General features: G+C 41.6%; 25 protein-coding genes and 1 riboswitch. Of the genes, 5 read left to right on the forward strand and 20 right to left on the reverse strand.

Annotation, left to right across the window (positions count from 1 at the left end; translation table 11 throughout):
- The first annotated feature begins 173 nt into the window (after positions 1-173).
- Together ACL6C3_RS09730 and ACL6C3_RS09735 are read left to right on the forward strand one after the other, a co-directional pair.
- Positions 174-788: a Uma2 family endonuclease gene (locus ACL6C3_RS09730; RefSeq protein WP_413166967.1), complete on the forward strand. Its 615-nt coding sequence runs from the start codon at positions 174-176 to the stop codon at positions 786-788.
- 227 nt (positions 789-1,015) lie between these two features.
- On the forward strand, positions 1,016-1,372 hold the full coding sequence (locus ACL6C3_RS09735) for a glycine-rich domain-containing protein (RefSeq protein ID WP_413166968.1): 357 nt from the start codon (positions 1,016-1,018) through the stop codon (positions 1,370-1,372).
- Positions 1,373-1,647: 275 nt separating this feature from the next.
- Here the strand turns inward: ACL6C3_RS09735 and ACL6C3_RS09740 are convergent, their stop codons facing one another.
- The 7 genes from ACL6C3_RS09740 to ACL6C3_RS09770 all read right to left on the reverse strand — a co-directional run bounded on the left by ACL6C3_RS09740 (position 1,648) and on the right by ACL6C3_RS09770 (position 6,525).
- Entirely contained in the window at positions 1,648-1,863 is a 216-nt protein-coding gene (locus ACL6C3_RS09740) for a hypothetical protein (RefSeq protein WP_413166969.1), read from the reverse strand.
- 189 nt (positions 1,864-2,052) lie between these two features.
- Positions 2,053-2,901, reverse strand: coding sequence for an energy-coupling factor ABC transporter ATP-binding protein (locus ACL6C3_RS09745; protein ID WP_413166970.1), 849 nt, complete (start codon positions 2,899-2,901; stop codon positions 2,053-2,055).
- Entirely contained in the window at positions 2,885-3,688 is an 804-nt protein-coding gene (gene cbiQ / locus ACL6C3_RS09750) for a cobalt ECF transporter T component CbiQ (protein ID WP_413166971.1), read from the reverse strand. Before cbiQ ends, ACL6C3_RS09745 begins: the two co-directional genes overlap by 17 nt.
- Entirely contained in the window at positions 3,688-3,981 is a 294-nt protein-coding gene (locus ACL6C3_RS09755; protein WP_413166972.1) for an energy-coupling factor ABC transporter substrate-binding protein, read from the reverse strand. Before ACL6C3_RS09755 ends, cbiQ begins: the two co-directional genes overlap by 1 nt.
- Before the next feature lie 9 nt (positions 3,982-3,990).
- On the reverse strand, positions 3,991-4,707 hold the full coding sequence (locus tag ACL6C3_RS09760; RefSeq protein WP_413168291.1) for an energy-coupling factor ABC transporter permease: 717 nt from the start codon (positions 4,705-4,707) through the stop codon (positions 3,991-3,993).
- A 56-nt stretch (positions 4,708-4,763) separates the two neighbouring features.
- Positions 4,764-4,929: riboswitch (cobalamin riboswitch) on the reverse strand.
- 57 nt (positions 4,930-4,986) lie between these two features.
- Positions 4,987-5,568 (reverse strand): hypothetical protein, encoded by a 582-nt coding sequence (locus tag ACL6C3_RS09765; protein ID WP_413166973.1) that lies wholly within the window; start codon positions 5,566-5,568, stop codon positions 4,987-4,989.
- A 66-nt stretch (positions 5,569-5,634) separates the two neighbouring features.
- Positions 5,635-6,525 carry a (2Fe-2S) ferredoxin domain-containing protein gene (locus ACL6C3_RS09770; protein ID WP_413166974.1) on the reverse strand — a complete coding sequence of 297 codons (891 nt, stop codon included), beginning with the start codon at positions 6,523-6,525 and terminating at the stop codon, positions 5,635-5,637.
- Between the two features lie 411 nt (positions 6,526-6,936).
- Here ACL6C3_RS09770 and ACL6C3_RS09775 point away from each other — a divergent pair, with 411 nt between their 5' ends.
- The gene (locus ACL6C3_RS09775; protein ID WP_413166975.1) at positions 6,937-8,289 is read left to right on the forward strand and encodes a protein kinase domain-containing protein; all 1,353 of its coding nucleotides are present in this window, start codon (positions 6,937-6,939) and stop codon (positions 8,287-8,289) included.
- A gap of 52 nt (positions 8,290-8,341) precedes the next feature.
- Here ACL6C3_RS09775 and ACL6C3_RS09780 read toward each other — a convergent pair whose 3' ends face one another.
- The 11 genes from ACL6C3_RS09780 to ACL6C3_RS09830 all read right to left on the reverse strand — a co-directional run bounded on the left by ACL6C3_RS09780 (position 8,342) and on the right by ACL6C3_RS09830 (position 15,847).
- On the reverse strand, positions 8,342-9,160 hold the full coding sequence (locus tag ACL6C3_RS09780) for a DUF6816 family protein (protein ID WP_413166976.1): 819 nt from the start codon (positions 9,158-9,160) through the stop codon (positions 8,342-8,344).
- Positions 9,161-9,167: 7 nt separating this feature from the next.
- Positions 9,168-9,575, reverse strand: coding sequence for a ChuX/HutX family heme-like substrate-binding protein (locus tag ACL6C3_RS09785; protein WP_413166977.1), 408 nt, complete (start codon positions 9,573-9,575; stop codon positions 9,168-9,170).
- A 38-nt stretch (positions 9,576-9,613) separates the two neighbouring features.
- Positions 9,614-10,567 carry a PhoH family protein gene (locus ACL6C3_RS09790; protein WP_413166978.1) on the reverse strand — a complete coding sequence of 318 codons (954 nt, stop codon included), beginning with the start codon at positions 10,565-10,567 and terminating at the stop codon, positions 9,614-9,616.
- Between the two features lie 55 nt (positions 10,568-10,622).
- A complete protein-coding gene (locus tag ACL6C3_RS09795; RefSeq protein WP_413166979.1) occupies positions 10,623-11,033 on the reverse strand; it encodes a RidA family protein in 411 nt (136 codons plus the stop codon).
- A gap of 199 nt (positions 11,034-11,232) precedes the next feature.
- The gene (locus ACL6C3_RS09800; RefSeq protein ID WP_413166980.1) at positions 11,233-11,571 is read right to left on the reverse strand and encodes a KH domain-containing protein; all 339 of its coding nucleotides are present in this window, start codon (positions 11,569-11,571) and stop codon (positions 11,233-11,235) included.
- 31 nt (positions 11,572-11,602) lie between these two features.
- Entirely contained in the window at positions 11,603-11,902 is a 300-nt protein-coding gene (gene rpsP, locus ACL6C3_RS09805) for a 30S ribosomal protein S16 (RefSeq protein WP_413166981.1), read from the reverse strand.
- A 495-nt stretch (positions 11,903-12,397) separates the two neighbouring features.
- Positions 12,398-12,574 (reverse strand): hypothetical protein, encoded by a 177-nt coding sequence (locus ACL6C3_RS09810; RefSeq protein WP_413166982.1) that lies wholly within the window; start codon positions 12,572-12,574, stop codon positions 12,398-12,400.
- Positions 12,561-14,006: a signal recognition particle protein gene (ffh, locus tag ACL6C3_RS09815; RefSeq protein WP_413166983.1), complete on the reverse strand. Its 1,446-nt coding sequence runs from the start codon at positions 14,004-14,006 to the stop codon at positions 12,561-12,563. The genes ACL6C3_RS09810 and ffh overlap by 14 nt, the downstream gene beginning before the upstream one ends.
- 263 nt (positions 14,007-14,269) lie before the next feature.
- Entirely contained in the window at positions 14,270-15,133 is an 864-nt protein-coding gene (locus tag ACL6C3_RS09820) for a hypothetical protein (RefSeq protein ID WP_413166984.1), read from the reverse strand.
- A gap of 75 nt (positions 15,134-15,208) precedes the next feature.
- Complete coding sequence (locus ACL6C3_RS09825; RefSeq protein ID WP_413166985.1) at positions 15,209-15,472, reverse strand: hypothetical protein; 264 nt, start codon at positions 15,470-15,472, stop codon at positions 15,209-15,211.
- Between the two features lie 186 nt (positions 15,473-15,658).
- Complete coding sequence (locus ACL6C3_RS09830; protein ID WP_413166986.1) at positions 15,659-15,847, reverse strand: hypothetical protein; 189 nt, start codon at positions 15,845-15,847, stop codon at positions 15,659-15,661.
- Positions 15,848-15,966: 119 nt separating this feature from the next.
- On the opposite strand from ACL6C3_RS09830, the gene ACL6C3_RS09835 reads away from it, so the two are divergent.
- Both ACL6C3_RS09835 and ACL6C3_RS09840 read left to right on the forward strand, forming a co-directional pair.
- Complete coding sequence (locus tag ACL6C3_RS09835; RefSeq protein WP_413166987.1) at positions 15,967-16,536, forward strand: Uma2 family endonuclease; 570 nt, start codon at positions 15,967-15,969, stop codon at positions 16,534-16,536.
- 56 nt (positions 16,537-16,592) lie between these two features.
- Complete coding sequence (locus tag ACL6C3_RS09840; RefSeq protein ID WP_413166988.1) at positions 16,593-17,159, forward strand: Uma2 family endonuclease; 567 nt, start codon at positions 16,593-16,595, stop codon at positions 17,157-17,159.
- Positions 17,160-17,193: 34 nt separating this feature from the next.
- Here ACL6C3_RS09840 and ACL6C3_RS09845 read toward each other — a convergent pair whose 3' ends face one another.
- On the reverse strand, positions 17,194-17,937 hold the full coding sequence (locus ACL6C3_RS09845; protein WP_413166989.1) for a pentapeptide repeat-containing protein: 744 nt from the start codon (positions 17,935-17,937) through the stop codon (positions 17,194-17,196).
- 221 nt (positions 17,938-18,158) lie between these two features.
- Positions 18,159-19,355 (reverse strand): pentapeptide repeat-containing protein, encoded by a 1,197-nt coding sequence (locus ACL6C3_RS09850; RefSeq protein ID WP_413166990.1) that lies wholly within the window; start codon positions 19,353-19,355, stop codon positions 18,159-18,161.
- Positions 19,356-21,353 lie beyond the last annotated feature (1,998 nt).

The raw sequence follows: 21,353 nt of genomic DNA on the forward strand, positions 1-21,353 counted from the left end.
TTGTTAATGTTGGTTGATGTTTGTAGAGTTGGGTCGAGCCAAGGCAACACCCAACTTAATTTTAAGCTTAATTAACAACTTGATTTTAATAGTTTTTAACTTCTATTTATTGTATAATACTCAATAATTATCTAAAATGTAAGCAATTGCAGAAACAATCGGGAAAAATGATAATGGTTCAATTCGCTTCAAACCTACTGACTGCTGATGAATTTATTATCCAGTACGGCGATTGCGATCGCTATGAACTTATAGATGGTGAATTAATTGAGATGGAACCCACCGGAACCCATGAGCAAGTCTCAGCATTTATTGGACGAAAACTAAATGTAGAAATAGATCGTCAGGATTTTAATTATTTTATTCCCCATCGATGCTTAATCAAACTTTTAGGAACGGACACGGCTTTTCGTCCCGATGTCATTCTATTAGACAAATCTCAACTGATTAATGAACCCTTATGGCAAAAAGAACCTGTAATTACATTGGGAAACTCTGTTAAACTGATTGCTGAAGTCGTCAGTACAAACTGGCAAAATGACTATGCTCGGAAAGTAGAAGATTATGCTTTATTTGGGGTTCCTGAATATTGGATTGTTGATTATTTGGGGATGGGTGGTCGAGAATATATTGGTAAACCCAAACAGCCAACGGTGACTATCTGTACATTGGTAGAGGACGAGTATCAAAAACAGCGATTTCAAAAGAATGATCGGTTAGTTTCTTCAATATTTCCGAACTTACAACTAACTGCACAACAAATCTTTGCTTCTGCTGAATTGATATAGATTTGATATTCTTCTGATGTCTTCTGAGGTTGGATCGAAGGAAATTCTAAGTTTGTAAAATGTGTCAGATTGTTAAGTTAACCGTTTTGTGAAAGTCTGCGTATCTGTAGAAATTTAGGGTGCTGAAGCACAACAACGAGCGTAATAATAAATTAAGATTTTCATAAAATATAATTAAACGCCTGATGTTATAACAGAGATCTAGATGAAAGCTGTAGAAGAAGTTAATGAATCTTCAACAACAGGAACTTTATCAACGTTTACAAGGGTTTTCTCTGGATGAACCCAACGCTAAACTGTCTTTTAGCAAACGCCTAGCCAGAGATAACGGTTGGACTGTAGAATATACTCAGCAAGCGATCGCAGAATACAAAAAATTTGCCTTTTTAGCAGTTGTCGCGGAACATCCCGTTACCCCTTCCGAACAAGTCGATCAAGTTTGGCATTTGCACTTAGCTTATACCCGTTCTTATTGGGATGAATTATGCCCGAATATTCTCCAAAAAACCCTACATCACAACCCCACCCAAGGCGGACATTTGGAAGGGGAAAAATTTAATGATTGGTACAATAAAACTTTATAAAGTTATACCCAATTCTTCGGAGAATTTCCCCCCGTTGAGATTTGGCCCCCTGCGGAAATTCGCTTTAATCACGATATTAAAGTTCAACGGGTAAATACGGAGGATTTTTGGATTATTCCCAAGTTTCGTAACCTAAATTTACCTCAATTTCGCTTTCCTCAACCGGCAATTTTAGGACTTGGATTTCTTCTAACTCTAGCTTTAACCGCCTGTGAAGTTTCTATTAAAAATATTCAGAATCCTCTTGATTTTACCGGGCCAGAATTTTTAGCATTTTACTTTATTTCTGTTCTTGCTGCAATTGTGTTGAGTTTGGGTTTAAAAGGCTTAACAAAGCCGCCAACATCAACTTCGTTAACCCCTAGAAAACCTTCGTTAATTGAATATTTACCTGTATTCCCTATGTTGGCAGTTTTAGGGTTGGGTGTGACTAAAATTTTTGTAGGTATTTTTCGCGGAAAACCCGTAGGATTTCTATTAATTTTCTGCATTCTGACTCTTTGTATTGCAGTTTGTTTTCTACCGTCTAGTCCATCAGGTTCTACTTCGAGTAGAAGTTACCGAAGTGGTTCTCGTAGCAGTAGCCGCAGTAGTAGTTATGGTGGTAGTAGCGATAGTGGTTGTGGAAGTGATAGTGGTTGCGATGGCGGGGGTTGTGGTGGTTGTGGTGGGTGCGGGGATTAAAGCTGGCGAATACGCTGGCGAATTTTTTGCAATTGTTCCGCAGATAACGGTGTTAATTGATTGAGAGTTAGTTCATCTTGAATAGCATTTAACGCCGTAACAATCAGGGGAACTCCTAAACCCAATTCTTGGATTTGTTGACTTTGGCTAAATACGGTTTCTGGAGTTCCTTCTAATACAATTTCTCCGCTATCCATCACAAAAACCCAATCCGCCCAAGCTTCTACAAAGTCTAAATTATGAGTTGCTAGTAGAATTGTTGTACCTCTGCTATAAACTTTTTCTAAGGTTTGGCGAAAGTTTTGAACTTGTTTTGGGTCGAGGTATGCTGTGGGTTCATCGAGTAATAAAAGTTGGGGCTGTAGAACCATTACGTCGGCAATAGAAACGCGCTTTTTTTGTCCCAAACTGAGGTAATTAATCGGTGCGTCTGCTAAATTAAGCAAGTCAAAATCTAACAAGGTTTGTTGAACCCGTTGGGCGATTTCGGACTCGGGTAAACCCAAATTACACAGTCCATAGGAAATATCTTCTTCTACGGTTGTGGCGACCAATTGCTGTTCGGGATTTTGAAAAACTAAACCAACTTTTTGTCGCAATTGATTTAAGGATTTTCGGTCATAGTTTAACGGTTTTCCCTGCCATTCTATTATACCCCGTTGAGGACGATATAATCCATTAGCGAGTCGAAATAATGTGGTTTTTCCGCAACCATTTCGTCCGATAACCGCACAGCGTTGATGTTTGGGAATTTTCAGCGTTAGATTTTGAACCGCAGGATGTTGGCTACAGGGATAAGTATACTCAACATTTTTAAAACTGAGAAGTTCAGATTCTGGTGACATAATGCCATCCAATATTAACGAACAGTAAAAAACACCCACAAATCGCTTCAGCAGAATAGCGAAAATTAGGTTTATAGCGGCGAATATACCAAACTTTTAGTTCTCCTGTAAATCCCCGCGATGTCAATCCCAGAGAAATTTGACGGTAGTTTTCTAAAGTTCGCTGTAACAGTTGACTGACGACTATTCCCACACTGCGAATTCCGGTTTTCCAATTACAATAACCGATTCTGGCTTGTTGGGCGGTTAACAGTTCGCTGGCGGTTTCTGTGAGGAGAAAAATGAACCGATACATTAAAGTTAGCAGTTCTGTTATCAAACTAGGACAGCCTATTTTGTTTAAAATCCGCACAATTTCCACAAAAGGAACGGTTAACAAAATAAAGTACATACAGGAAGTTAGTACCAGAGAACGGGTTAATAAAACGGCAATTTGTTGAAGTCCTTGTTGACTGATGTAGATAAAAAGATTGCCCAAAGTTACGCCCCAAAAAATATCGGTTTGAACCAACTGCACATCCGACAACCAAACGCCCCCCAAGGCCAAAGCGGGAACGCTGGTTAACCAAAATCCGAACGGAATCGCCTGTAATTTCAAGTAAACTGACGCCGGAATTCGAGCATAAATAACAATCCAAATTGCAATCCAAACTGTTATTAAAAATTGCAGGGGTGAAGATGCCGCCCAACTCAAACCAAACAGGGTTATTCCAAACAGAAGTTTGTGTTCTGGGGGGAGATAACGCAGTCGATTTGTATGGGCTAAAGAATCAATTTGATGGTGCATTAGGGTTTTTGATTTTTTCCCTCCCGACGACCTTTGTACAGGCCAATTACATAGCCAACAATTCCCGCCCCGATAGCGGCTTGGGAGACAAATAATAGGCTTTCTATTTCTCCGCTCGGTACTTCAATTAGGGGATTAAACCAGGGTTGATAGTTCGGCTGAATTTCTGTAATCATTTCCTCTGCTTCGCCATCTGCTCCCCCGTATTCTCCCCGAACAAATATTAACGGTAATATTGCTAAGGCAATCACGGCTAAAACTAGAAACCAATTTCCTTGTTTTTCAGACTGCATAATATTCTCCTAGTTCTCTCGCAAAAGTTTTAAGGTTTGAAGTTCTTCCGAGGCGTAAGATTGTAACCAGTTCCACACTAATACTGTTAACAAACCTTCGCTGATGGATAGGGGAAGTTGGGTTAAAGCAAAAATTCCGGCAAATTTAATAAACGACGCCAAAACGCCCCCGGTTGCAGCCGGAAAAGCCAGAGCAAGTTGAATCGAAGTGACAATATAAGTTGCTAAACTTCCTAGAGTTGCGGCGAGAAAAATTCCGAGTTTTTGTTGTCTTTGTTTCAAACATAAACGATAAATTCCGTAGGCAATCCAAGGGCCGACAATTGCCATCGAAAAAGCGTTTGCTCCCAACGTTGTAATGCCGCCATGAGCGAGTAATACCGCCTGAAAAACTAATACCAAACTCCCCAATACGGCCATTACAGAAGGCCCGAACAAAACCGCTCCCAGTCCGGTTCCGGTTGGATGCGAACAACTTCCGGTAACAGAAGGAATTTTGAGTGCAGAAAGCACAAAACTAAATGCTCCCGCCAAAGCCAGTAATAATTTAAGTTCGGGATTTTCTCGGGTAATTTGGGTCAAAGATTTCACGCCCAAAACGAAAAAAGGTAAACTCAAAACCCACCAAAATATCGCCCAACCCACCGGAAGAAATCCTTCCATAATGTGCATCGCTTGGGCGGGAGATGCGGCGCCGACAACGAGATAAAAGCTTAACCCTGCCATCGCGACAAGGCTGAAAATTCGACTCACTCTTGACATCTGTACCTCGCAGATTGAGTTGTTTGTAGATTTCCATCGGCGGGCATCCTGACTAAGAGATTTGATGAGTAGAAAATCTCAACTAAAATCTCATCACAGTTGCGGGACAGCGTTGGATTTTCACCAAACTTTCCCCGTTAACTCTAGTGGCTGACCCCCACTAAAACCGATAGATGCAGTATTGTATCACGACAACTGGATAATTATCAATAGAGACATCTAATTTGCGCCTTTCTAACTCCATCAAGAAGACTGTTGGGCTGAAAATTGAGTGGTGAGTCGCAAAACTAAACCGTGACAAATTCCCAATCCTGCCGTCCAAATCATATTTTTCACAAACAGTTTTTGTAGAATATTCCACCCCATGCTGTGACCATCGGTAAGCACGGGAAAGGCGAGTAAAATTAGACTTTCGTACAACACAAATCCAAAGATTGCTGCCAGAATAATCCATAAAACATGACCGAAACCCTGTTGGCGACTGAACCCAGGTCTAATACTCGCAAATCCCGTCACCAATATAATACCAACGCCCATAATTAATCCCCAAGCAAACGCATCGAGACTGCGGGGATAATCTCGAATAAGAAAGCCGTAAAGTTGGTTCACCAACCAAACGATTAATCCGAGTAAAATTGCCCGTTTACGGTTTAGGGTCGTTCCGGCTATTGTACCAAAAGCAACTAAAGGGGCGTGGGGATAGATGATGGTGCTACCCGTACCGATTGCCAGAAATAAAATTTGCCAAAACTGACTTTTAGCAACGGCAATCCAACGGTTTTCCCAGATATAATTTTGGGTTTGGGATGGGTGAATTATGCTCATTTTTTTATCCTCAACTTGGATTTCGAGAGGGTTTTTCTTAAAAAATTAACCCGAATATTTCTACAATCATTCTTGAATAGACTTCGATTGAACGGGAGGATATAAATGTTCGGTGAGTTGTTGACCTTGACTCAAATGTTGCGCTACAATTTTATTGGCAACCTCGGGAGTTACGCGAGTATACCAGGTTCTATCTCCTGAATAAAAAACAACCGGCCCCAGTTTACACACTTCCAAACAACCCGATGTGATCACATCAACTTCCAATTCGGCTTGATTAACGGCCGTTTGCAAAGCCTGATAAATCGGTTGCCATTGGCGAGAAGGATAACAACGGGATGAACGACAAACTGATAAATAAGGCCGCTTGAGGGGATTAGAATTAAAAGGAATGGGACGATTGCCCAAAACATAGATTTCTCGCAATTCTTCGTAAAGCGCCAATTTACTCAAATCCGCTTTATTATAAGGAAGTAAATCTTCATCGGCCGTCAAACAGGGATTTGGCAAAAAGATTGTCATCATATTTTCTTGATCCCCATTCCAAAACTGAATTCCCCAACTGGTCGGTCTTCCAGTTGAGTTCAAGCGTCGATACAGCGAAGCCCGATGAATTCGTCGCCGTTGTCGCAACTCCACAGGGGTCTTGCAATGCGGCCCGCCGAGATGATCTTCCAAGCACAAATGAATATGCCAAGCTTCGGTCGCTACGGTGAGATAACCATCGTAAATCATGCACAATTTCGGGGGTTGAGTAAATTCGAGTTCTAACACTCCCCCTTCAACGACATGACCAATCTGAACCTCCTGCCAGCGCTCTTGAAACAGAGTGTACAGCAACGGCCCCGTGATGTCTACCGTACAACCAAAATCTTCATACTCAATCTTTCCGCCTTCGGGTGTGGCTTCAACGGTTCGACGGTTTAGAGGTGTGACCCGGCAATTAAATTCACTCATTCGCTTGCAAAATTAAGACTTCATTTAATCTTAGTTACTTTCCAATATCAGAAAAAACGCTGAAGGAGATTTTCTCGCCGTTGGTTAAACTGGATGGGTTTGATTGAGATTAGTTTGAGTTGAATAATTTTAGCACGAAATTATCAAATATAAGCCATCGCCGAAATAATCGATAAATGCTGCATAGAGATGAGAATTACTCTATTTGAGTGACAACACGCAAGCTGTCACAGTGGAATTTAGGGGGGAATATCGGTTCGGATAGTGAAATTAGGAGTTTAACGGCAAATCGGGGTAAAAATACCTGTGATAGTTGAGAAAGTTGTACGTTAGGGGAACTCAACTTTTTGAGGTGTTTATAGAGTGAAGTTAAGCAGAAACTAGATGATTTCACTCTATCAAGGTCGCCTTATGCAAGTTTTCACTCACACTCCCCCAAATCCGGAAAAACTCCTCAATAATCGCTATCGCATTTTACAATCGATTGGTAGCGGTGGGTTTGGCGAAACCTTTCTCGCAGAAGATACTCAAATGCCTTCGGGTCGTCGCTGTGTGATCAAACAATTAAAACCGAGTGTTAATCGTCCTGAAATTTATTCGTTAATTCAAGAACAATTTCGGCGAGAAGCGGCTATTTTAGAACAACTGGGTGAAAAAAGCGATCGCATTCCTCGATTATACGCTTATTTTGAAGAAGAAGAACAGTTTTATTTAGTTCAAGAATGGATTGAAGGAGAAACGTTAACAACTCGAATTCAACGGTTAGGACGGTTAAGCGAGGCGGAAGTTAAAGAGATTTTACTGGGTATTTTACCGATTTTACATCGCATTCACAAACAGGGTTTAATTCATCGGGATATTAAGCCGGATAATATTATTTTACGTCACCCGTCGGGTAAACCTGTTTTAATTGATTTTGGGGCGGTGAAGGAAACGATGGGAACGATGTTAAATTCTCAGGGAAATCCGACGGCTTCTATTTTAATTGGAACACCGGGTTTTATGGCTTCGGAACAGGCGGTGGGTTATCCTTTATATTCTAGCGATCTTTATAGTTTGGGGATGACGGCGATTTATTTATTGACGGGTAAAACGATTAAAGAGATGAATATTGATCGCGAGACGGGAAAAATTTTATGGCATGAAAATGTTCCAAATATTAGTCGGAATTTTGCTGCCATTTTAGATAAAGCGATTCAGTTTTATCCTCGCGATCGCTTTTCTAAGGCTGAGGAAATGTACGCCGCTTTACAAACGCTTCCGAGTCCCATTCCCAAAACTGAACCTTCCTTACCCCCTTCGACGATTATTTTTCCTAAACCCACTGCGTCGCCCAAAAATAAAACTTCTAAATTACAATTCTTTCACCAGTTAAAAGATTGGCAAAAAGCAACGTTAGTTGGAGTTTTAACGGGTGCTATTTTAGGATTAGGTATTGCGATTCCTTTGAAGATTTTATTTCAACAAAAGTCTTCTGAAGCTTCTACTCTCGCCCAACAGTCTAACCTACCGATGTCTTTTTATTTTATTGCTGATTCTGCTTTTAATGACCCAGAAAAAGCCGAACAAAAACGTCAAGATTTAATAGAAAACGGTTATTCTGATGCGGGTTTATTTTGGAGTCCTAACTATTCTAATTGGTCTCAGCACAACTCTTATAAAGTTTATGCTGATTGGTTTGAAACTAAGTCAGAATGTGAGGAAAATTTACCCGAATACCGTCAATTTAATCCGAGTGCTTACTGTGGTTTTGCAACCAAGTAGGAAATAAAAACCCGGTTTCTATGATCAACTGGGTTTTTCGGGCGAACTCATTTTAAGTTTTAATCGGCAATAATTTTAACTGATAACGATAGAGAGAAACGGGTTGATTTTCTGCTTTAAAATAATCGGGATCTTGAGGAGATAAATAAATCGCTGTTATTTGATTAGCAGTAATTTCATCCACCTTTTTAGGTTGTTTTTCGTTAAATTTAGCGGTGTAGGCGGTTGTGGTTTCGACTTCGTTTAGATAAATCGATGTTTCGGCTTGAAAAATTTGTTGAAAGATTTCTGTAGAAACAAATTGATCGAAACTTGGGGTTTCGCTTCCCCGAAGGGTAACGGTGGAAAGCAGTTGATTGTTATTGTCTAAAAAGGTAATCTGTTTGTTGGGATTTTTCGGGTCAACTTTCACCTCTAAAACGGCTTCATCTCCTAAAACAGCTTTGGCGATATTTAACCCATTAAACGCCCGATCTCCGACAATTTTATTGTTATTTTTCCCGGAATTATTCAGAACGTTTAACGTTTGCGGAAACGGAAAATTAACGTTAACAAGCTTATTTTTTTGCGGATAAAACCTCACCTTAAACGTTAGGGGTTGATTGAGATATTGACGATTACTTTCAAAACCCGGTGTAACAATTTCCGGCGCTAATGGTGCCACCATCTCAACTAACGTACTGGTAACTTGCCATTCTCCCGCCATCCATTTGGGATAAATTAAATCCCCTTCTGCTTCACTCAGAATGGGTTTACTTTCCCAGTTGGGAAACTCTGCAACTCGTTCGCTTAGTTGTCCGGCAGTGGCAGAATTTCCGATAAAAAAGCAGAAGAACAAAAGACAGATGAGGATTAATGTTTTGAATTTCATCTGTTGTTTAGGATAACGTTTCAACGGGGGAAGGTTGCCAAACTTCTCCGTATTTTGACTGAAGTTCTTGCCAAGCTTCGACTTGTCCGGGTTCGTATTCTCCGGGTTTTCCCCACTGTAAAAATGCACTCAGGGCGACTTCTTCTTGGTCATCGATAAAACGAATGGCGTAGGTGGTAAAGTTTCCCCGTTTGGCTTCTCCGGTTTCAAATTTGACCTGTTTAATTTTATCCATATTCAGGTGAAATTCAAAGCCTTCGGTGTGCATATTGGCGTATTTTCCTTTGGGAAGTTCGGCATAAAATAACTTTTCTATTTTTCCTCTGGCTTCCAATACGGCCGAACTACTGGTAACAATTAACCGCAATGTTCCGAGGGTTTCGCAAGCTTCTAAAAAGTCTTTGAGGGTTGCCATAATAATTTTTGGGTGAATAAATAAGTTAACATTTCTGATTATTTATCATGCCGTTCGTAGGCGGCAACAATGCGCTGAACTAACGGATTTCGCACCACATCCGCTTGAGAAAATTCGCAGAACGCGATCCCTTCAACATTCTGTAAAATTTTCAAAGCGACACTTAAACCCGAAGATTGATTAATGGGTAAATCGGTTTGGGTCGTATCTCCAGTTACAACCATTCGAGAGCGAAATCCTAATCGAGTTAATACCATTTTCATCTGGGCGGGGGTGGTATTTTGGGCTTCATCTAAGATGACAAAAGCGTTGTTTAAAGTTCGTCCTCGCATATAAGCTAAAGGTGCAACTTCAATGATACCCCGTTCCATCAAGTTGGCGGTTTTTTCGGGGTCAATCAGTTCGTAAAGGGCGTCATAAAGGGGACGCAAATAAGGATTAACTTTTTGTTGTAAGTCTCCGGGTAAAAATCCCAAACGTTCGCCGGCTTCCACCGCAGGACGGGTTAAAATTAGGCGTTCGTATTGATCGGAAAGTAAGGCTTGAACCGCGATAATGGCCGCCAAATAGGTTTTTCCGGTTCCCGCAGGCCCCGTACAAAAGATCAAGTCGTGGGTACGGATGGCTTGAATATATTGGCGCTGGCGAAAGGTTTTCGCCCGAACTTCCATCCCTCGCCGAGTGGTGGCGAGAACGTCTTGATGAATGGCGGTCAGTTCTTCTTGTTGGTTGGTATTTAACGCATGACGCGCCGTGAGGATATCAACGCCAGTAACCGCTTTACCGGTTTTCCAAAAGTCTTTGAGAGACTGCACCAATTTTTGACAGAGTTCAATTTGACTGGCGGTGCCGCTGATGTGGAGTTCTTGACCCCGCAGCACCAGTTGGGCGCCGGTTTGTTTGGATAGGGTTTTGAGGTTATCTTCTTGGTATCCTGAAAGCGCCATTGCACTTTCAATACTGGGTAACTCGATGGTTAAGCGCTCTGTCATTCGCTGGATTAAATCGGGGTTGGAGATTAACGATTCTGTCTGAAAATAACAGAAATCAAGGATTATTGTTTACTACAATAGCATCGGCTTCAATTTCAATTAACATCGCCGGATCAATCAAACGTTGAACTTCTACCATTGTGGTCGCGGGAGGATGTTCGGCAAAAAATTCGTGATGGGCTTGTCCAAATTCGGCCCAACGATGAATATCGGTGACATACATTCGAGTTCGCACCACACAGCTTAAGTCGGCGTCGAGGTCTTTTAATGCTTGTTGGATAATCTCAAAGCAGCGTTTGGCTTGAGCGTAGGCGTCTCCGGGGGCGAAGACGCTGCCATCGGGGGCGACGGGGGCGGTGCCGGTGATACAGATTTGATCACCAACTCGAATCCCACGACAGTAGCCAACTTGTGACTCCCAAGGGGCGCCGGAAAAGGTACGACGGACACCGGTTAAACCAACCATAGTTTTTGACAACGGTTACAACGGAATTTTCACTCACCGAAAAGCAGTTCTAGACGTCTGACTTTCCCAGTTGAATTTGAACACAATCGGCCAATGTGATTGAGCAATTAAGTTTAATTGAACGCTCCTATTTTGGCAACTGTTATCAAACGGTTTAACTCCCGTTATCCGAGGTTAACGGGAGGAGTGGGTTTAACGCTTATCGCTCCGGCTTTCTAGCAAATCGGCGAGAAGTAGTCGATGGACGGTGACGGGTTGTTCGGGTTGTACGTCTCGGAGAAGGACGACTCGGAGAAATGCGGGGACGATCCCCGTTGGATGGGTTCTCGTAGATATCGAGATAAACCGATTCTCCGGCAGCTTGGGCGATCGCAGACAAGACGGTGCGGATCGCCTGAATATTGCGCCCACCCCGACCGTAAACCCGGCCTTTATCTTCGGCTTCAAAGGCTAACCGAATCCACGTTCTTTGTTGAGCAGAGGAGCGCTCACAATCGACTCTTAAGGACTCTGGAGTTTCTAGAAAGGGTTCGATCAAGAATCGTACTAACTCAGCGTAGTCGGGTCTACTAGCTGACGGGTTGGGGTTCGGGTTCTGACGAATTGGATTCAGCGTTTGATCTGGACTTGAGTTGTTCAAATACATTGGCTTTTTGCAGGATGTTACGCACAGTTCGAGTAGGTTGCGCCCCTTGTTGTAGGCGCCGAACAATCGCCGGGACATCCAATCGAGTTTCGTCTGTTCTGGGATTGTAGAAGCCCAGTTCCTCTAAGGGACGACCTTCACGACGAGATAAACTATCAATCGCAACTATCCGGTAGCTTGCTTCCCGCTTCTTACCATATCTCTTTAATCGCAGTTTGATCATGTTTGTTCACAACACTCCTTTATGATTTTGACATTCCTCTGCCGAAAGGCAAGAAGATTCTTGGTTCAACGAATTCACTTAACACACACAGGGCAACCTGTCTATGCCAGAGATGATCTTCTCCCCAAGCGTTTTGCTCCATTACAAAAGCCTGTTTGGGTATGCCCTACCCTACAGTTCAAAACCGAAGCACCTCTCGGTTTCGCTGTACTTGTTGCCTGTACCCGCAGCGTTGCCGCCGGCTAGTTTTTACCTGCTGCACACTTTCCTACACAGAACCCCATAACGGAGCGTGCGCCACAGGTGCGTTGACTTTCGGCTACTGGGTTTTTAATGGGGTTGATTACCCTTGCCACATCTTAATCCTAGCAAAAGTCACTCTAGAAGGGCGAGGCTTTGGACCCAATTTTTTGGTCATCGGTACTCGGCTTTTAAAAGGCGGAGCCTGCACACTGCCTTCCGGACTCAGCTATTTTTTTGGACCTGGGCATAGGTTTAGGGACTGGGGATAGACTCAGACAACAGCAACGTTAACGCCGAAGCTGCAACAAAGCGCGATCGCGACTCCGGAGTGATGAATAAATCATCACCGCTTTTCAAACATCGACTTCCCCAAGGATGTATTTCTCTGTTGTCTAACGGTTCTGTGGTCGGTGCGTTAGAGTTGCCCAAACCCTTTTTTCTTCTTGGTTTTCTTTTTCTTTTTGCTGCCCCCTGCACTGGGATGGCCTCGCCAACCGGGGGGCGGTGCGCTTCCCATACCCGGCATTCCTCCCATTCCGGGCATTCCTCCCATTCCGGGAAAGGTACCTTGACCCATTTGCTTCATCATGCCCCGCATTTTCTGAAAGTCGCCCACCAGTCGCATGACGTCTTTTTCACCGTGACCTGACCCTTTGGCAATGCGCCGACGTCGCGAGGGAGAACTGGCTAATAGATCGGGGTTTTTGCGTTCTTCTATGGTCATTGAATTGATCATCGCTTCCGATCGCTTCAATTGCTGTTCTCCCTGTTCGAGTTGTTCTTTGGAGATTTTATTCATCCCCGGAATCAACTTCGCCAAACCCCCGAGGGAACCCATATTTTTCATCAGCCGAGTTTGCTTCAAGAAGTCTGTGAAGTCAAATTTGGCTTCCATGATCTTCTTCTGCATTTTCTCGGCATCGGCCAGGTCAAATTCTTCCTGCGCTTTTTCAACCAGCGTCAGGACATCACCCATTCCTAAAATGCGAGAAGCCATCCGTTCCGGGTAAAACGGTTGCAGGGCTTCGACTTTCTCACCCACCCCCACAAATTTAATCGGCGCTCCCGATATTCGCCGGATGGACAGGGCCGCACCGCCTCGGCTATCCCCATCTAATTTTGTCAGAATTGCGCCGCTAATGCCAATCTGTTCGTTAAACGTTTGGGTCAAGGTCGCGGCTTCTTGGCCGGTCATCGCATCAACGACTAATAGGGTGTCGTGGGGTTTGACAACCTCTTTGATGCGGGCGAGTTCGGCCATCATGTCTTGGTCAATTTGCAGACGGCCCGCCGTGTCGATGATCACGGTATCGATGCCTTCTGCTTTGGCCCGTTCGACCCCTTGACGGGCAATTTCCACCGGATCGGCGTCGCTTCCGAGTTCAAACACCGGAACTTCGATCTGCTGGCCGAGGGTTTTCAACTGATCGATCGCCGCAGGTCGGTAAACGTCTGTCGCCACCATCATCGCACTGCGGTTTTCTTTGCGAAGATGCAGGGCTAATTTGGCGGTTGCGGTGGTTTTACCCGTCCCTTGCAAACCAGCCATTAACACAATTGTCGGCGGCGAGTCGGCTTTGGCCAGGGGAACGTTACTTTCTCCCATGACACTCACCAGTTCATCATGCACGATTTTGACGAACTGTTCTCCCGGTCGCACGCCCGACAGCACCTCCGCCCCTTGTGCTTTTTCACCGACTTCGGCGACAAATTCTTTGACGACCTGGAGGTTGACGTCGGCTTCGAGTAAAGCCCGACGGACTTCTTTGAGGGCGTCTTGAATGTTGGAGTCGGTGATTTTATCTTGACCCCGGAGTTTTTTCCAGGCAGAGTCTAAGCGTTCAGCAAGGGCGTCGAACATAGTTTGTGATTTTTCGTGCAGCAGATTGAAAATGGGTCACAGGGGGATGCCGTTGGGAACGGAGTCTTCTGTGACTCGACTTCTACTATGATAATCCCTAATTTGATTTGGTTGATCCCCAAGTCTGTCTATTTTAGCAGTAGCGGTGAGTTCCACGAAGACCAATTTTTTCTCACTGCTTGCAGGTTAACCCGCTTCCATTGAGGATAACTTAGGCAAAATCTGCCGAGACTGCGATCGCCTTTTTCCATTGATACTGTTGTTTAAACCCCTAACTCTCTTTGAATAAATTCCACTTCTTGTTTTAAGCCGGGGACGTGAATTAACCCGACATATCCAGCCAAACAAGCCCTATCTTGATGATCAAAAATATAAACATTGTGAATTCCCAAGAAATTTTTACTGAAGACCAGATATCCACTTTGATCTTTAAAATTAATTTTACTAATATTTTTGTCGAGGCTTAAGGTCTCGCTCAGTTTCATTTGATCTTCGGTAAAACCCGGAACTTGTTTTAATCGTTGAATCGCTTGTTGTATGCAAAGCGTTTGATTCAAAACTTGCTCGTTGTGTTGCTCTAAAATATGGTTGACAATTAAATAAGCCACTCGATCACTTTTCCAGTAGTATGTATGAGCATTTAATGAACCTGCGGCTACTTGTGCATAACTGAGAATATTTGTAATTTCTTGAGGATAAGCAGATTTACGGTTGAGTAATTCAGATAACTGTTCTAAGGTTGCTTCCAGAGGGTTCACGTTTTCTTGAAGATATTCTTCTGTTAGAAAGAGACTGGATAAGTCCTGACTATCTAAAACAGGATGTATGGGATAAGCAATAATATCAGAACCATGAATCAGATTCAGCCAGTTGAGTTTTTGACTTGTATATTGCTGCGCTAAAAAGTTTACCTGCTGAGGTTTTACTTCTAACATAATATTAAATAAAGAAATGGGAGATCCCATTGTTGTAATACTTTTGAGATGAATTTTTCTATCCGGTAAATCAACCGAACTTTTATTCAAAATGTCTCTAATTTTAAAAGCTGGATCATTGGCTTCAAACTTGTCTGAAAATAAAATATCCCATAAAATCACAGTTCCCAAAGAGTGAGTAATAATGTGCAACTCTCTTTCTAAAGGGTTTTTATGAATAAAATCGATTAATTGATTGGCGAGATTCTCTCGGATTTTAGCCCCCCTTTATGAACCTAAATAGGTAAAAGCATCACCCACAAACTGAGACAAATATCCTTTTCTAAACTCTTGATGTTTTAAAGGTTCTTGTGCATTATCAATTCGATTCCAGATAATCTCTAGTTCTCGATAAACATTTCCCCAAAAACCCGAGTAAAATAGAGGGATTTTTTCTTGACGTTGAAGAAACTCTTTTTCTAGTAAAGATTGTAAGGAATTAGCATATTGAGAGGTTCGTGCAGCAACACCATGAATAAAAAAGATCAGCATAAACTTGTCAAGATTAAGAATGCTTTTGTTTGATTTCTAGATTATACTCTATATTTTCAGTGAGATGGGCGGGTTTAATATAAATTATCTATGACAAGCAAAAGTTTTTTTTCATAACCCGCTCCTACAAGTTTTTAACTTGATTGTAAAAATGCCATCAACCCCGCCTATTACCTACTCAATTTATTAAATCAGTTTCATAGTATTTCTCAACCATTCATTCACTAAAACTTGAATGTCAATCTTTTTATGTTCAGCCATTTTTGTCAAAAATTCCTCGACATCGGGTTCGAGATAAATTGGATCATGAAACTTGGCATCAGAATGGTAAAATTTTCCTGATTCGGTTTGGGAAAAATCATACTCGGATTTCATGGTTTTCTCTCCAGATAACATTGGGCTTCCGTTAAAGTCATTCTAGCTTAGATGGAATTAGATATTATTGAGTCAGTTTTTGCTAAAATAATATTATACAAAATTATAGGTAAGCAACTATGATGTTAGAAACTGCAACAAAAACCTATAGCTTTCAAGATTATCTTGACTTCAAAGATAATAGTGATTTAAAATATGAATTATTCAACGGAGAATTAATTTCAATGCCTCCCGCCAGTGGATTACACGCTTTGATTCTTCTGTTTTTATTTCAAGCATTATCGGCTGAAATTCAACGAATACAATTAGATTGGGTTGTTATGCCTGGAAATGTGGGAGTGAGAACCGGAATTACAAAATCTCGCATTCCTGATTTAATCGTAATTACCGAAACTCAACGTCAATTTCTCAAAACATTACCATCAGCAATTCTCGAAGAACCTCCCCTATTAGCCGTTGAAATTGTAAGCGTTAATAACCCCGATGATGACTACCGCTACAAACGTTCAGAATATGCGGCTTTAGAAATACCCGAATATTGGATTATCGACCCGCAAGAACTCAAAGTTTCGGTTTTAACGTTGGTTTCGGGATTTTACGATAGCGTTGAATTTCGGGAAGAAAATAAAATTAATTCGCCGAGTTTTCCCGAATTAAACTTAACGGTTGAACAAATTTTAAATCCTTAATTGAAGACTTTTTTTGCTAAAATAATATTATACAAAACTGCTGTTGAGCAACTCCCATGCTAGAAACCGCAACCCAAACCTACAGCTTTCAAGATTATCTTGACTTTAGAGATAATAGTGATTTAAAATATGAACTTCTCAACGGAGAATTAGTTCCCATGCCTCCCGCTAGTGGATTACACGCTGAAATTTTATGTTTAATCTATGATATCTTAAAAGCAGAGATTCAACGATTACAATTAGATTGGGCTGTACGACCCGGAAATGTGGGAGTGAGAACCGGAATTACAAAATCTCGAATTCCCGATTTAATCGTTATCACTGAAACTCAACGTCAATTTCTCAAAACATTACCATCAGCAATTCTCGAAGAACCTCCCCTATTAGCGGTTGAAATAGTGAGCGTTAATAATCCCGATGATGACTACCGCTACAAACGTTCAGAATATGCGGCTTTAGAAATACCCGAATATTGGATTATCGACCCGCAAGAACTCAAAGTTTCGGTTTTAACCTTAGTTTCGGGATTTTACGATAGCGTTGAATTTCGGGAAGAAAATAAAATTAATTCGCCGAGTTTTCCCGAATTAAACTTAACCCCCGAACACATTTTAAACCCGTAAATATCGCAAAAATAAGCAAAATAAAAATATTTTTCTATTCCTCAAAAATAGCCCCCAGTTTGATTAAATCTTGTTTAACTTGTTCCGATAAACCCGCATCGTGCCACATTCTCGCCTGTTTAACATTCGCTCCGGTAAAATCGGCATCGGTTAAATTTGTTAACGCCAAACCCGCTTGAGTTAAGTTAGCATTTTTGAGGATAGCATTACTTAAATTGGCATCACTCAAATTACAATTGCTCAAATTTGCTTCGGTTAAATTTGCTTCAGTTAAATTCGCCCCGCTTAAATTTGCTAAAGCCAAACTCGCCCGATGTAAATCAGCTTGCGTTAAATTTGCATCACTCAATAACGCCCCACTCAAGTCAGCCCCACTCAAATTAACTTCTCTTAAATCAGCATTACTCAAATCAGCATCACTTAAATCCGAACCTCTCAAATAAGCCCCTTTCAACTCCGCCCCACTCAAATCTAAACCCGTTAAATTCGCTCCTAACAGTCGGGCGCCTGCAAAATCTTCTAAAGGGTTTAAACCCGCAAAATTTGCCAATTCTAAAAAGTTGTCGGTTTCCGCTTCTATAACAGTTTGAATCTCTTTTTGCAGTTGAGAAAAATCACATCCTGCGGCGGCGGCTTGTTGGGTGAGAACTGACAGATTATCAACTTTTATTTCTGATTTTAAACCCTGCGATCGCAACCAAATCGCCAACTTACACTCTAACACAGCCAAGCGATTTGGACTTACATTATGGGGCCACAATCCTTCTACACGAGTCATTGTAATTTTCAGCTATCTTAATATAAAAGACTTCAATACTTGTTACCAATGTTTCTAGGTTTTCGATCCTTCTAGGGGCTAAACCTCTCTTTTATCTCCCCTTGATCCCCCCTTTTATCCCCCCTTGATCCCCCCTTAAAAAGGGGGGTGGGGGGGTTGGGGAGGCAGGGGAGGTTCGGGGAATGCTTAAAGTCCCCCTTTTTAAGGGGGATTTAGGGGGATCAATTATCTGTTGCATTCTTTGATTGATTCTGATCAAAAATAGCGCCTCGTTCGATTAACTCCGATTGAACACGCCGAGAAATTCCGATCGCCTTTGTAAAGCAGACATTCTCCACAATGGCATCTTTTAACTCAGCCCGACTCAAATCAGCATCCTGCAAATTGGCATTTGTTAAATCAACCCCTGTCAAGTCAGCATATTTTAGATTTGCTGAGGACAAGTTGGCATGACTCAAGTTGGCCTGGGGCAGATAAGCGCTACTGAGATCGGCTTGCGTGAGATTAGCATAGCTTAGGTTAGCACGAGGCAGTTTCGTTCGTAAATCGGCTTGACAAAGATTAGCATAGCTGAGATCGGTATCTCTGAGGTTGGCATTGCTGAGGATGGCTTGGCTGAGGTTGGCTTGGGTGAGTTTGGCGCCACTCAAGTCAGCTAGGGCTAAGTTGGCTTGGGTGAGATTGGCATTTTCTAGATTAACGCCCGGAAGATCGGCGTAGTTGAGGTCAAAACCGCTCAGATCTGCCCCTGCGAGGTCTTCTAACAGGTCGAAACCGACAATTTTAGCAATTCGCACGAATTCATCGCTTTTTTCCTCTAGGAACCTCTGACGCAGGATAGCCCATTGCTGTTGATAGCAGTTTTGGGCGTGCGTATCTTCCCCGAGGGTTTGATAGGCGAGTCTCAAGTTTTTTAGGGCGTTTCCTTGGGAAGGATAGTTGTTGGTTTCGGAGGCTTTCGCCAACTGTTGCTGATAGTATTCTAGAGCTTGGGAAATTTCCCCGGAAGCATGATAAGCTATCCCTAAATTGGAGAGGGTTTGGGTTTCGGTTTGCGGATCTTGCAGTTGACGGGCGATCGCTAACCGTTGCTGTTGGTAGCTAATGGCTTGGTGATAGTCCCCTTGAGTGTAGCAAGCATTTCCTAAGTTTCCCAAGGCGTTGAGTTGTCCTTTGAGATCTTCTATTTCTATTGCGATCGCCAAGTGTTGCTGATAAGATTTGATTGCTTGATCGAGATTTCCTAAGGCTTCGTAAGCAACACCCAAATTGCCGAATGTTGATCCAACTCGTTTGCGATCTTTGAGATTTTGATATTGGATCAGGGCTTGTTGCCAAGTTTGCAGGGCTGCTTCAAATTGATGGTTTTGGTATTGTAGAATTCCCTGTTTGAAGATTTGATCGGCTTGTTCTTGCATCTCCGGTTCGTTTCAGCAGCGTTTTTACTGCTTTAGTTATACCGAATTTATCTTTAAGTTGAGCAAGACTTTCTGATGTGGCTGATGATTTCTGTCTATCTTCGGGACAATCGAGCAACGATATAATTGTTTAAGACTCTCACTCGGATTGTATTTTATCTCCGTTTCTCCGAGGTGTTTACCCTTCAATAAAAAAGAGAGAGTTGTTTGAGCAACTCCCCCCACCATCTGGGTGCATCTGTATTTATCATCTCTCAAAATTATCCATAACGTCAAGTTTTTTTGTTAAAATTTCCGTAAAAAAATCCTCGTTTTGTGTGAAGCTTTCGTGTAGAATTTCCGGGAGTTTGTAGAGCGTTTTCTAAATAATAAAAGAGAGAGTTGTTTGAGCAACTCCCCCTACCATCTGGGTGCATCTGTATTTATCATGTCTTAACATCCCGTATAAAGTCAAGTTTTTTTGTTAAAGTTTCTGTAAAAAAATACTCGATTTTTGTGAAGGCTTTATTGCCGATAATTTCAAGAAAAATTGTTGAAATTTATCTAAAAAATAAAAGAGAGAGTTGTTGACCAACTCCCCCTACCATCTGGGTGCATCTGTATTTATCATGTCTTAAAATTACCGATAACGTCAAGTTTTTTCGTTAAAGTTTTTGTAAAAAAATACTCGATTTTTGTGAAGGTTTTATTGCCGATAATTTCAAGAAAAATTGTTGAAATTTATCTAAAAAATAAAAGAGAGAGTTGTTGACCAACTCCCCCTACCATCTGGGTGCATCTGTATTTATCATGTCTTAACATCCCGTATAAAGTCAAGTTTTTTTGTTAAAGTTTCTGTAAAAAAATACTCGATTTTTGTGAAGGCTTTATCAGTCATTTTTTGAGTATTTCTGGAAAGTTCCCAAAAAAATAAAAGAGAGAGTTGTTTGACCAACTCCCCCTACCATCTGGGTGCATCTGTATTTATCATGTCTTAACATCCCGTATAAAGTCAAGTTTTTTTGTTAAAGTTTCTGTAAAAAAATACTCGATTTTTGTGAAGCTTTCGTGTAGAATTTCCGGGGATTTGTAGAGAGTTTTCTAAAAAATAAAGAGAGAGAGTTGTTGAACAACTCCCCCTACCATCTGGGTGCATCTGTATCTATAATCCCTCAACATCCTATAAAAAGTCAAGTTTTTTTGTTAAAGTTTCTGTAAAAAAATACTCGATTTTTGTGAAGCTTTCGTGTAGAATTTCCGGGGATTTGTAGAGAGTTTTCTAAAAAATAAAGAGAGAGAGTTGTTGAACAACTCCCCCTACCATCTGGGTGCATCTGTATCTATAATCCCTCAACATCCTATAAAAAGTCAAGGTTGTAGATTAAAGTTTCTGTAAAAAAAGACTCGAGTTTTGTAAAGCTTTTGTATAGAATTCTTCGGGGGTTGATTCTGTGTTGATCTCAACAAGAAAGAGAGAGAGCCGCTTTAGCAACTCCCCCTATCATCTGGGTGCATCTATAATAATAATCTATTAACATCCTGTATATAGTCAAGGTTTTATTTTAAAGTTTCTGTAAAGTAATCCCCCTTTTGTTGTAAAGATTCTGTAAAGTCAGTTGAAAACTATTAAATAAATTGAAGAGGATTAACCGTAAACAATACTCACGATAATCCGAATATTTTTTTTCACGAGTTTGTCACATTTCTAGGAGAACTGGAGAGCAAAGTTCTCAAGTTTTTCACAAAGTTGTGGATAAGAAAAGAGAGAGTCGCTTTGGCAACTCTCCCTACCATCAGGGTGCATCTACTATCATAATATAACCATTTTGGGGTGTGGGGTCAAGCCCCTCATTTAAAGTTTGGGTAAAGAATTATGGAAAGTTTATAAAGGTTTAGTAAAGCTCGGTGAAATATCAATCAAAGTTGAATCATCAACAGAAAGGTCAAGATAGGCGATAACAGTGAACCTAAAGGAAGTTTGGGGAAAATTTTCTGGCTTTGAAGCCCTATTGACATCAG

This window comes from Capilliphycus salinus ALCB114379 (assembly GCF_047276495.1).
Taxonomy (GTDB): Bacteria; Cyanobacteriota; Cyanobacteriia; order Cyanobacteriales; family Microcoleaceae; genus Capilliphycus; species Capilliphycus salinus.

What these genes read in the sequence shown, in the direction of transcription:
- ACL6C3_RS09730 (WP_413166967.1), top strand. Translation starts at nt 174, where the DNA reads ATGGTTCAATTCGCTTCAAACCTACTGACTGCTGATGAATTTATTATC.
- ACL6C3_RS09845 (WP_413166989.1), bottom strand. Translation starts at nt 17,937, where the DNA reads ATGACTCGTGTAGAAGGATTGTGGCCCCATAATGTAAGTCCAAATCGC.
- cbiQ (WP_413166971.1), bottom strand. Translation starts at nt 3,688, where the DNA reads ATGCACCATCAAATTGATTCTTTAGCCCATACAAATCGACTGCGTTAT.
- ffh (WP_413166983.1), bottom strand. Translation starts at nt 14,006, where the DNA reads ATGTTCGACGCCCTTGCTGAACGCTTAGACTCTGCCTGGAAAAAACTC.
- ACL6C3_RS09795 (WP_413166979.1), bottom strand. Translation starts at nt 11,033, where the DNA reads ATGGTTGGTTTAACCGGTGTCCGTCGTACCTTTTCCGGCGCCCCTTGG.
- ACL6C3_RS09765 (WP_413166973.1), bottom strand. Translation starts at nt 5,568, where the DNA reads ATGAGCATAATTCACCCATCCCAAACCCAAAATTATATCTGGGAAAAC.
- ACL6C3_RS09740 (WP_413166969.1), bottom strand. Translation starts at nt 1,863, where the DNA reads ATGCAGAAAATTAATAGAAATCCTACGGGTTTTCCGCGAAAAATACCT.
- rpsP (WP_413166981.1), bottom strand. Translation starts at nt 11,902, where the DNA reads ATGATCAAACTGCGATTAAAGAGATATGGTAAGAAGCGGGAAGCAAGC.
- ACL6C3_RS09840 (WP_413166988.1), top strand. Translation starts at nt 16,593, where the DNA reads ATGCTAGAAACCGCAACCCAAACCTACAGCTTTCAAGATTATCTTGAC.
- ACL6C3_RS09770 (WP_413166974.1), bottom strand. Translation starts at nt 6,525, where the DNA reads ATGAGTGAATTTAATTGCCGGGTCACACCTCTAAACCGTCGAACCGTT.
- ACL6C3_RS09780 (WP_413166976.1), bottom strand. Translation starts at nt 9,160, where the DNA reads ATGAAATTCAAAACATTAATCCTCATCTGTCTTTTGTTCTTCTGCTTT.
- ACL6C3_RS09735 (WP_413166968.1), top strand. Translation starts at nt 1,016, where the DNA reads ATGAATCTTCAACAACAGGAACTTTATCAACGTTTACAAGGGTTTTCT.
- ACL6C3_RS09790 (WP_413166978.1), bottom strand. Translation starts at nt 10,567, where the DNA reads ATGACAGAGCGCTTAACCATCGAGTTACCCAGTATTGAAAGTGCAATG.
- ACL6C3_RS09850 (WP_413166990.1), bottom strand. Translation starts at nt 19,355, where the DNA reads ATGCAAGAACAAGCCGATCAAATCTTCAAACAGGGAATTCTACAATAC.
- ACL6C3_RS09775 (WP_413166975.1), top strand. Translation starts at nt 6,937, where the DNA reads ATGCAAGTTTTCACTCACACTCCCCCAAATCCGGAAAAACTCCTCAAT.
- ACL6C3_RS09825 (WP_413166985.1), bottom strand. Translation starts at nt 15,472, where the DNA reads ATGCTGATCTTTTTTATTCATGGTGTTGCTGCACGAACCTCTCAATAT.
- ACL6C3_RS09745 (WP_413166970.1), bottom strand. Translation starts at nt 2,901, where the DNA reads ATGTCACCAGAATCTGAACTTCTCAGTTTTAAAAATGTTGAGTATACT.
- ACL6C3_RS09760 (WP_413168291.1), bottom strand. Translation starts at nt 4,707, where the DNA reads ATGGCAGGGTTAAGCTTTTATCTCGTTGTCGGCGCCGCATCTCCCGCC.
- ACL6C3_RS09755 (WP_413166972.1), bottom strand. Translation starts at nt 3,981, where the DNA reads ATGCAGTCTGAAAAACAAGGAAATTGGTTTCTAGTTTTAGCCGTGATT.
- ACL6C3_RS09830 (WP_413166986.1), bottom strand. Translation starts at nt 15,847, where the DNA reads ATGAAATCCGAGTATGATTTTTCCCAAACCGAATCAGGAAAATTTTAC.
- ACL6C3_RS09785 (WP_413166977.1), bottom strand. Translation starts at nt 9,575, where the DNA reads ATGGCAACCCTCAAAGACTTTTTAGAAGCTTGCGAAACCCTCGGAACA.
- ACL6C3_RS09835 (WP_413166987.1), top strand. Translation starts at nt 15,967, where the DNA reads ATGATGTTAGAAACTGCAACAAAAACCTATAGCTTTCAAGATTATCTT.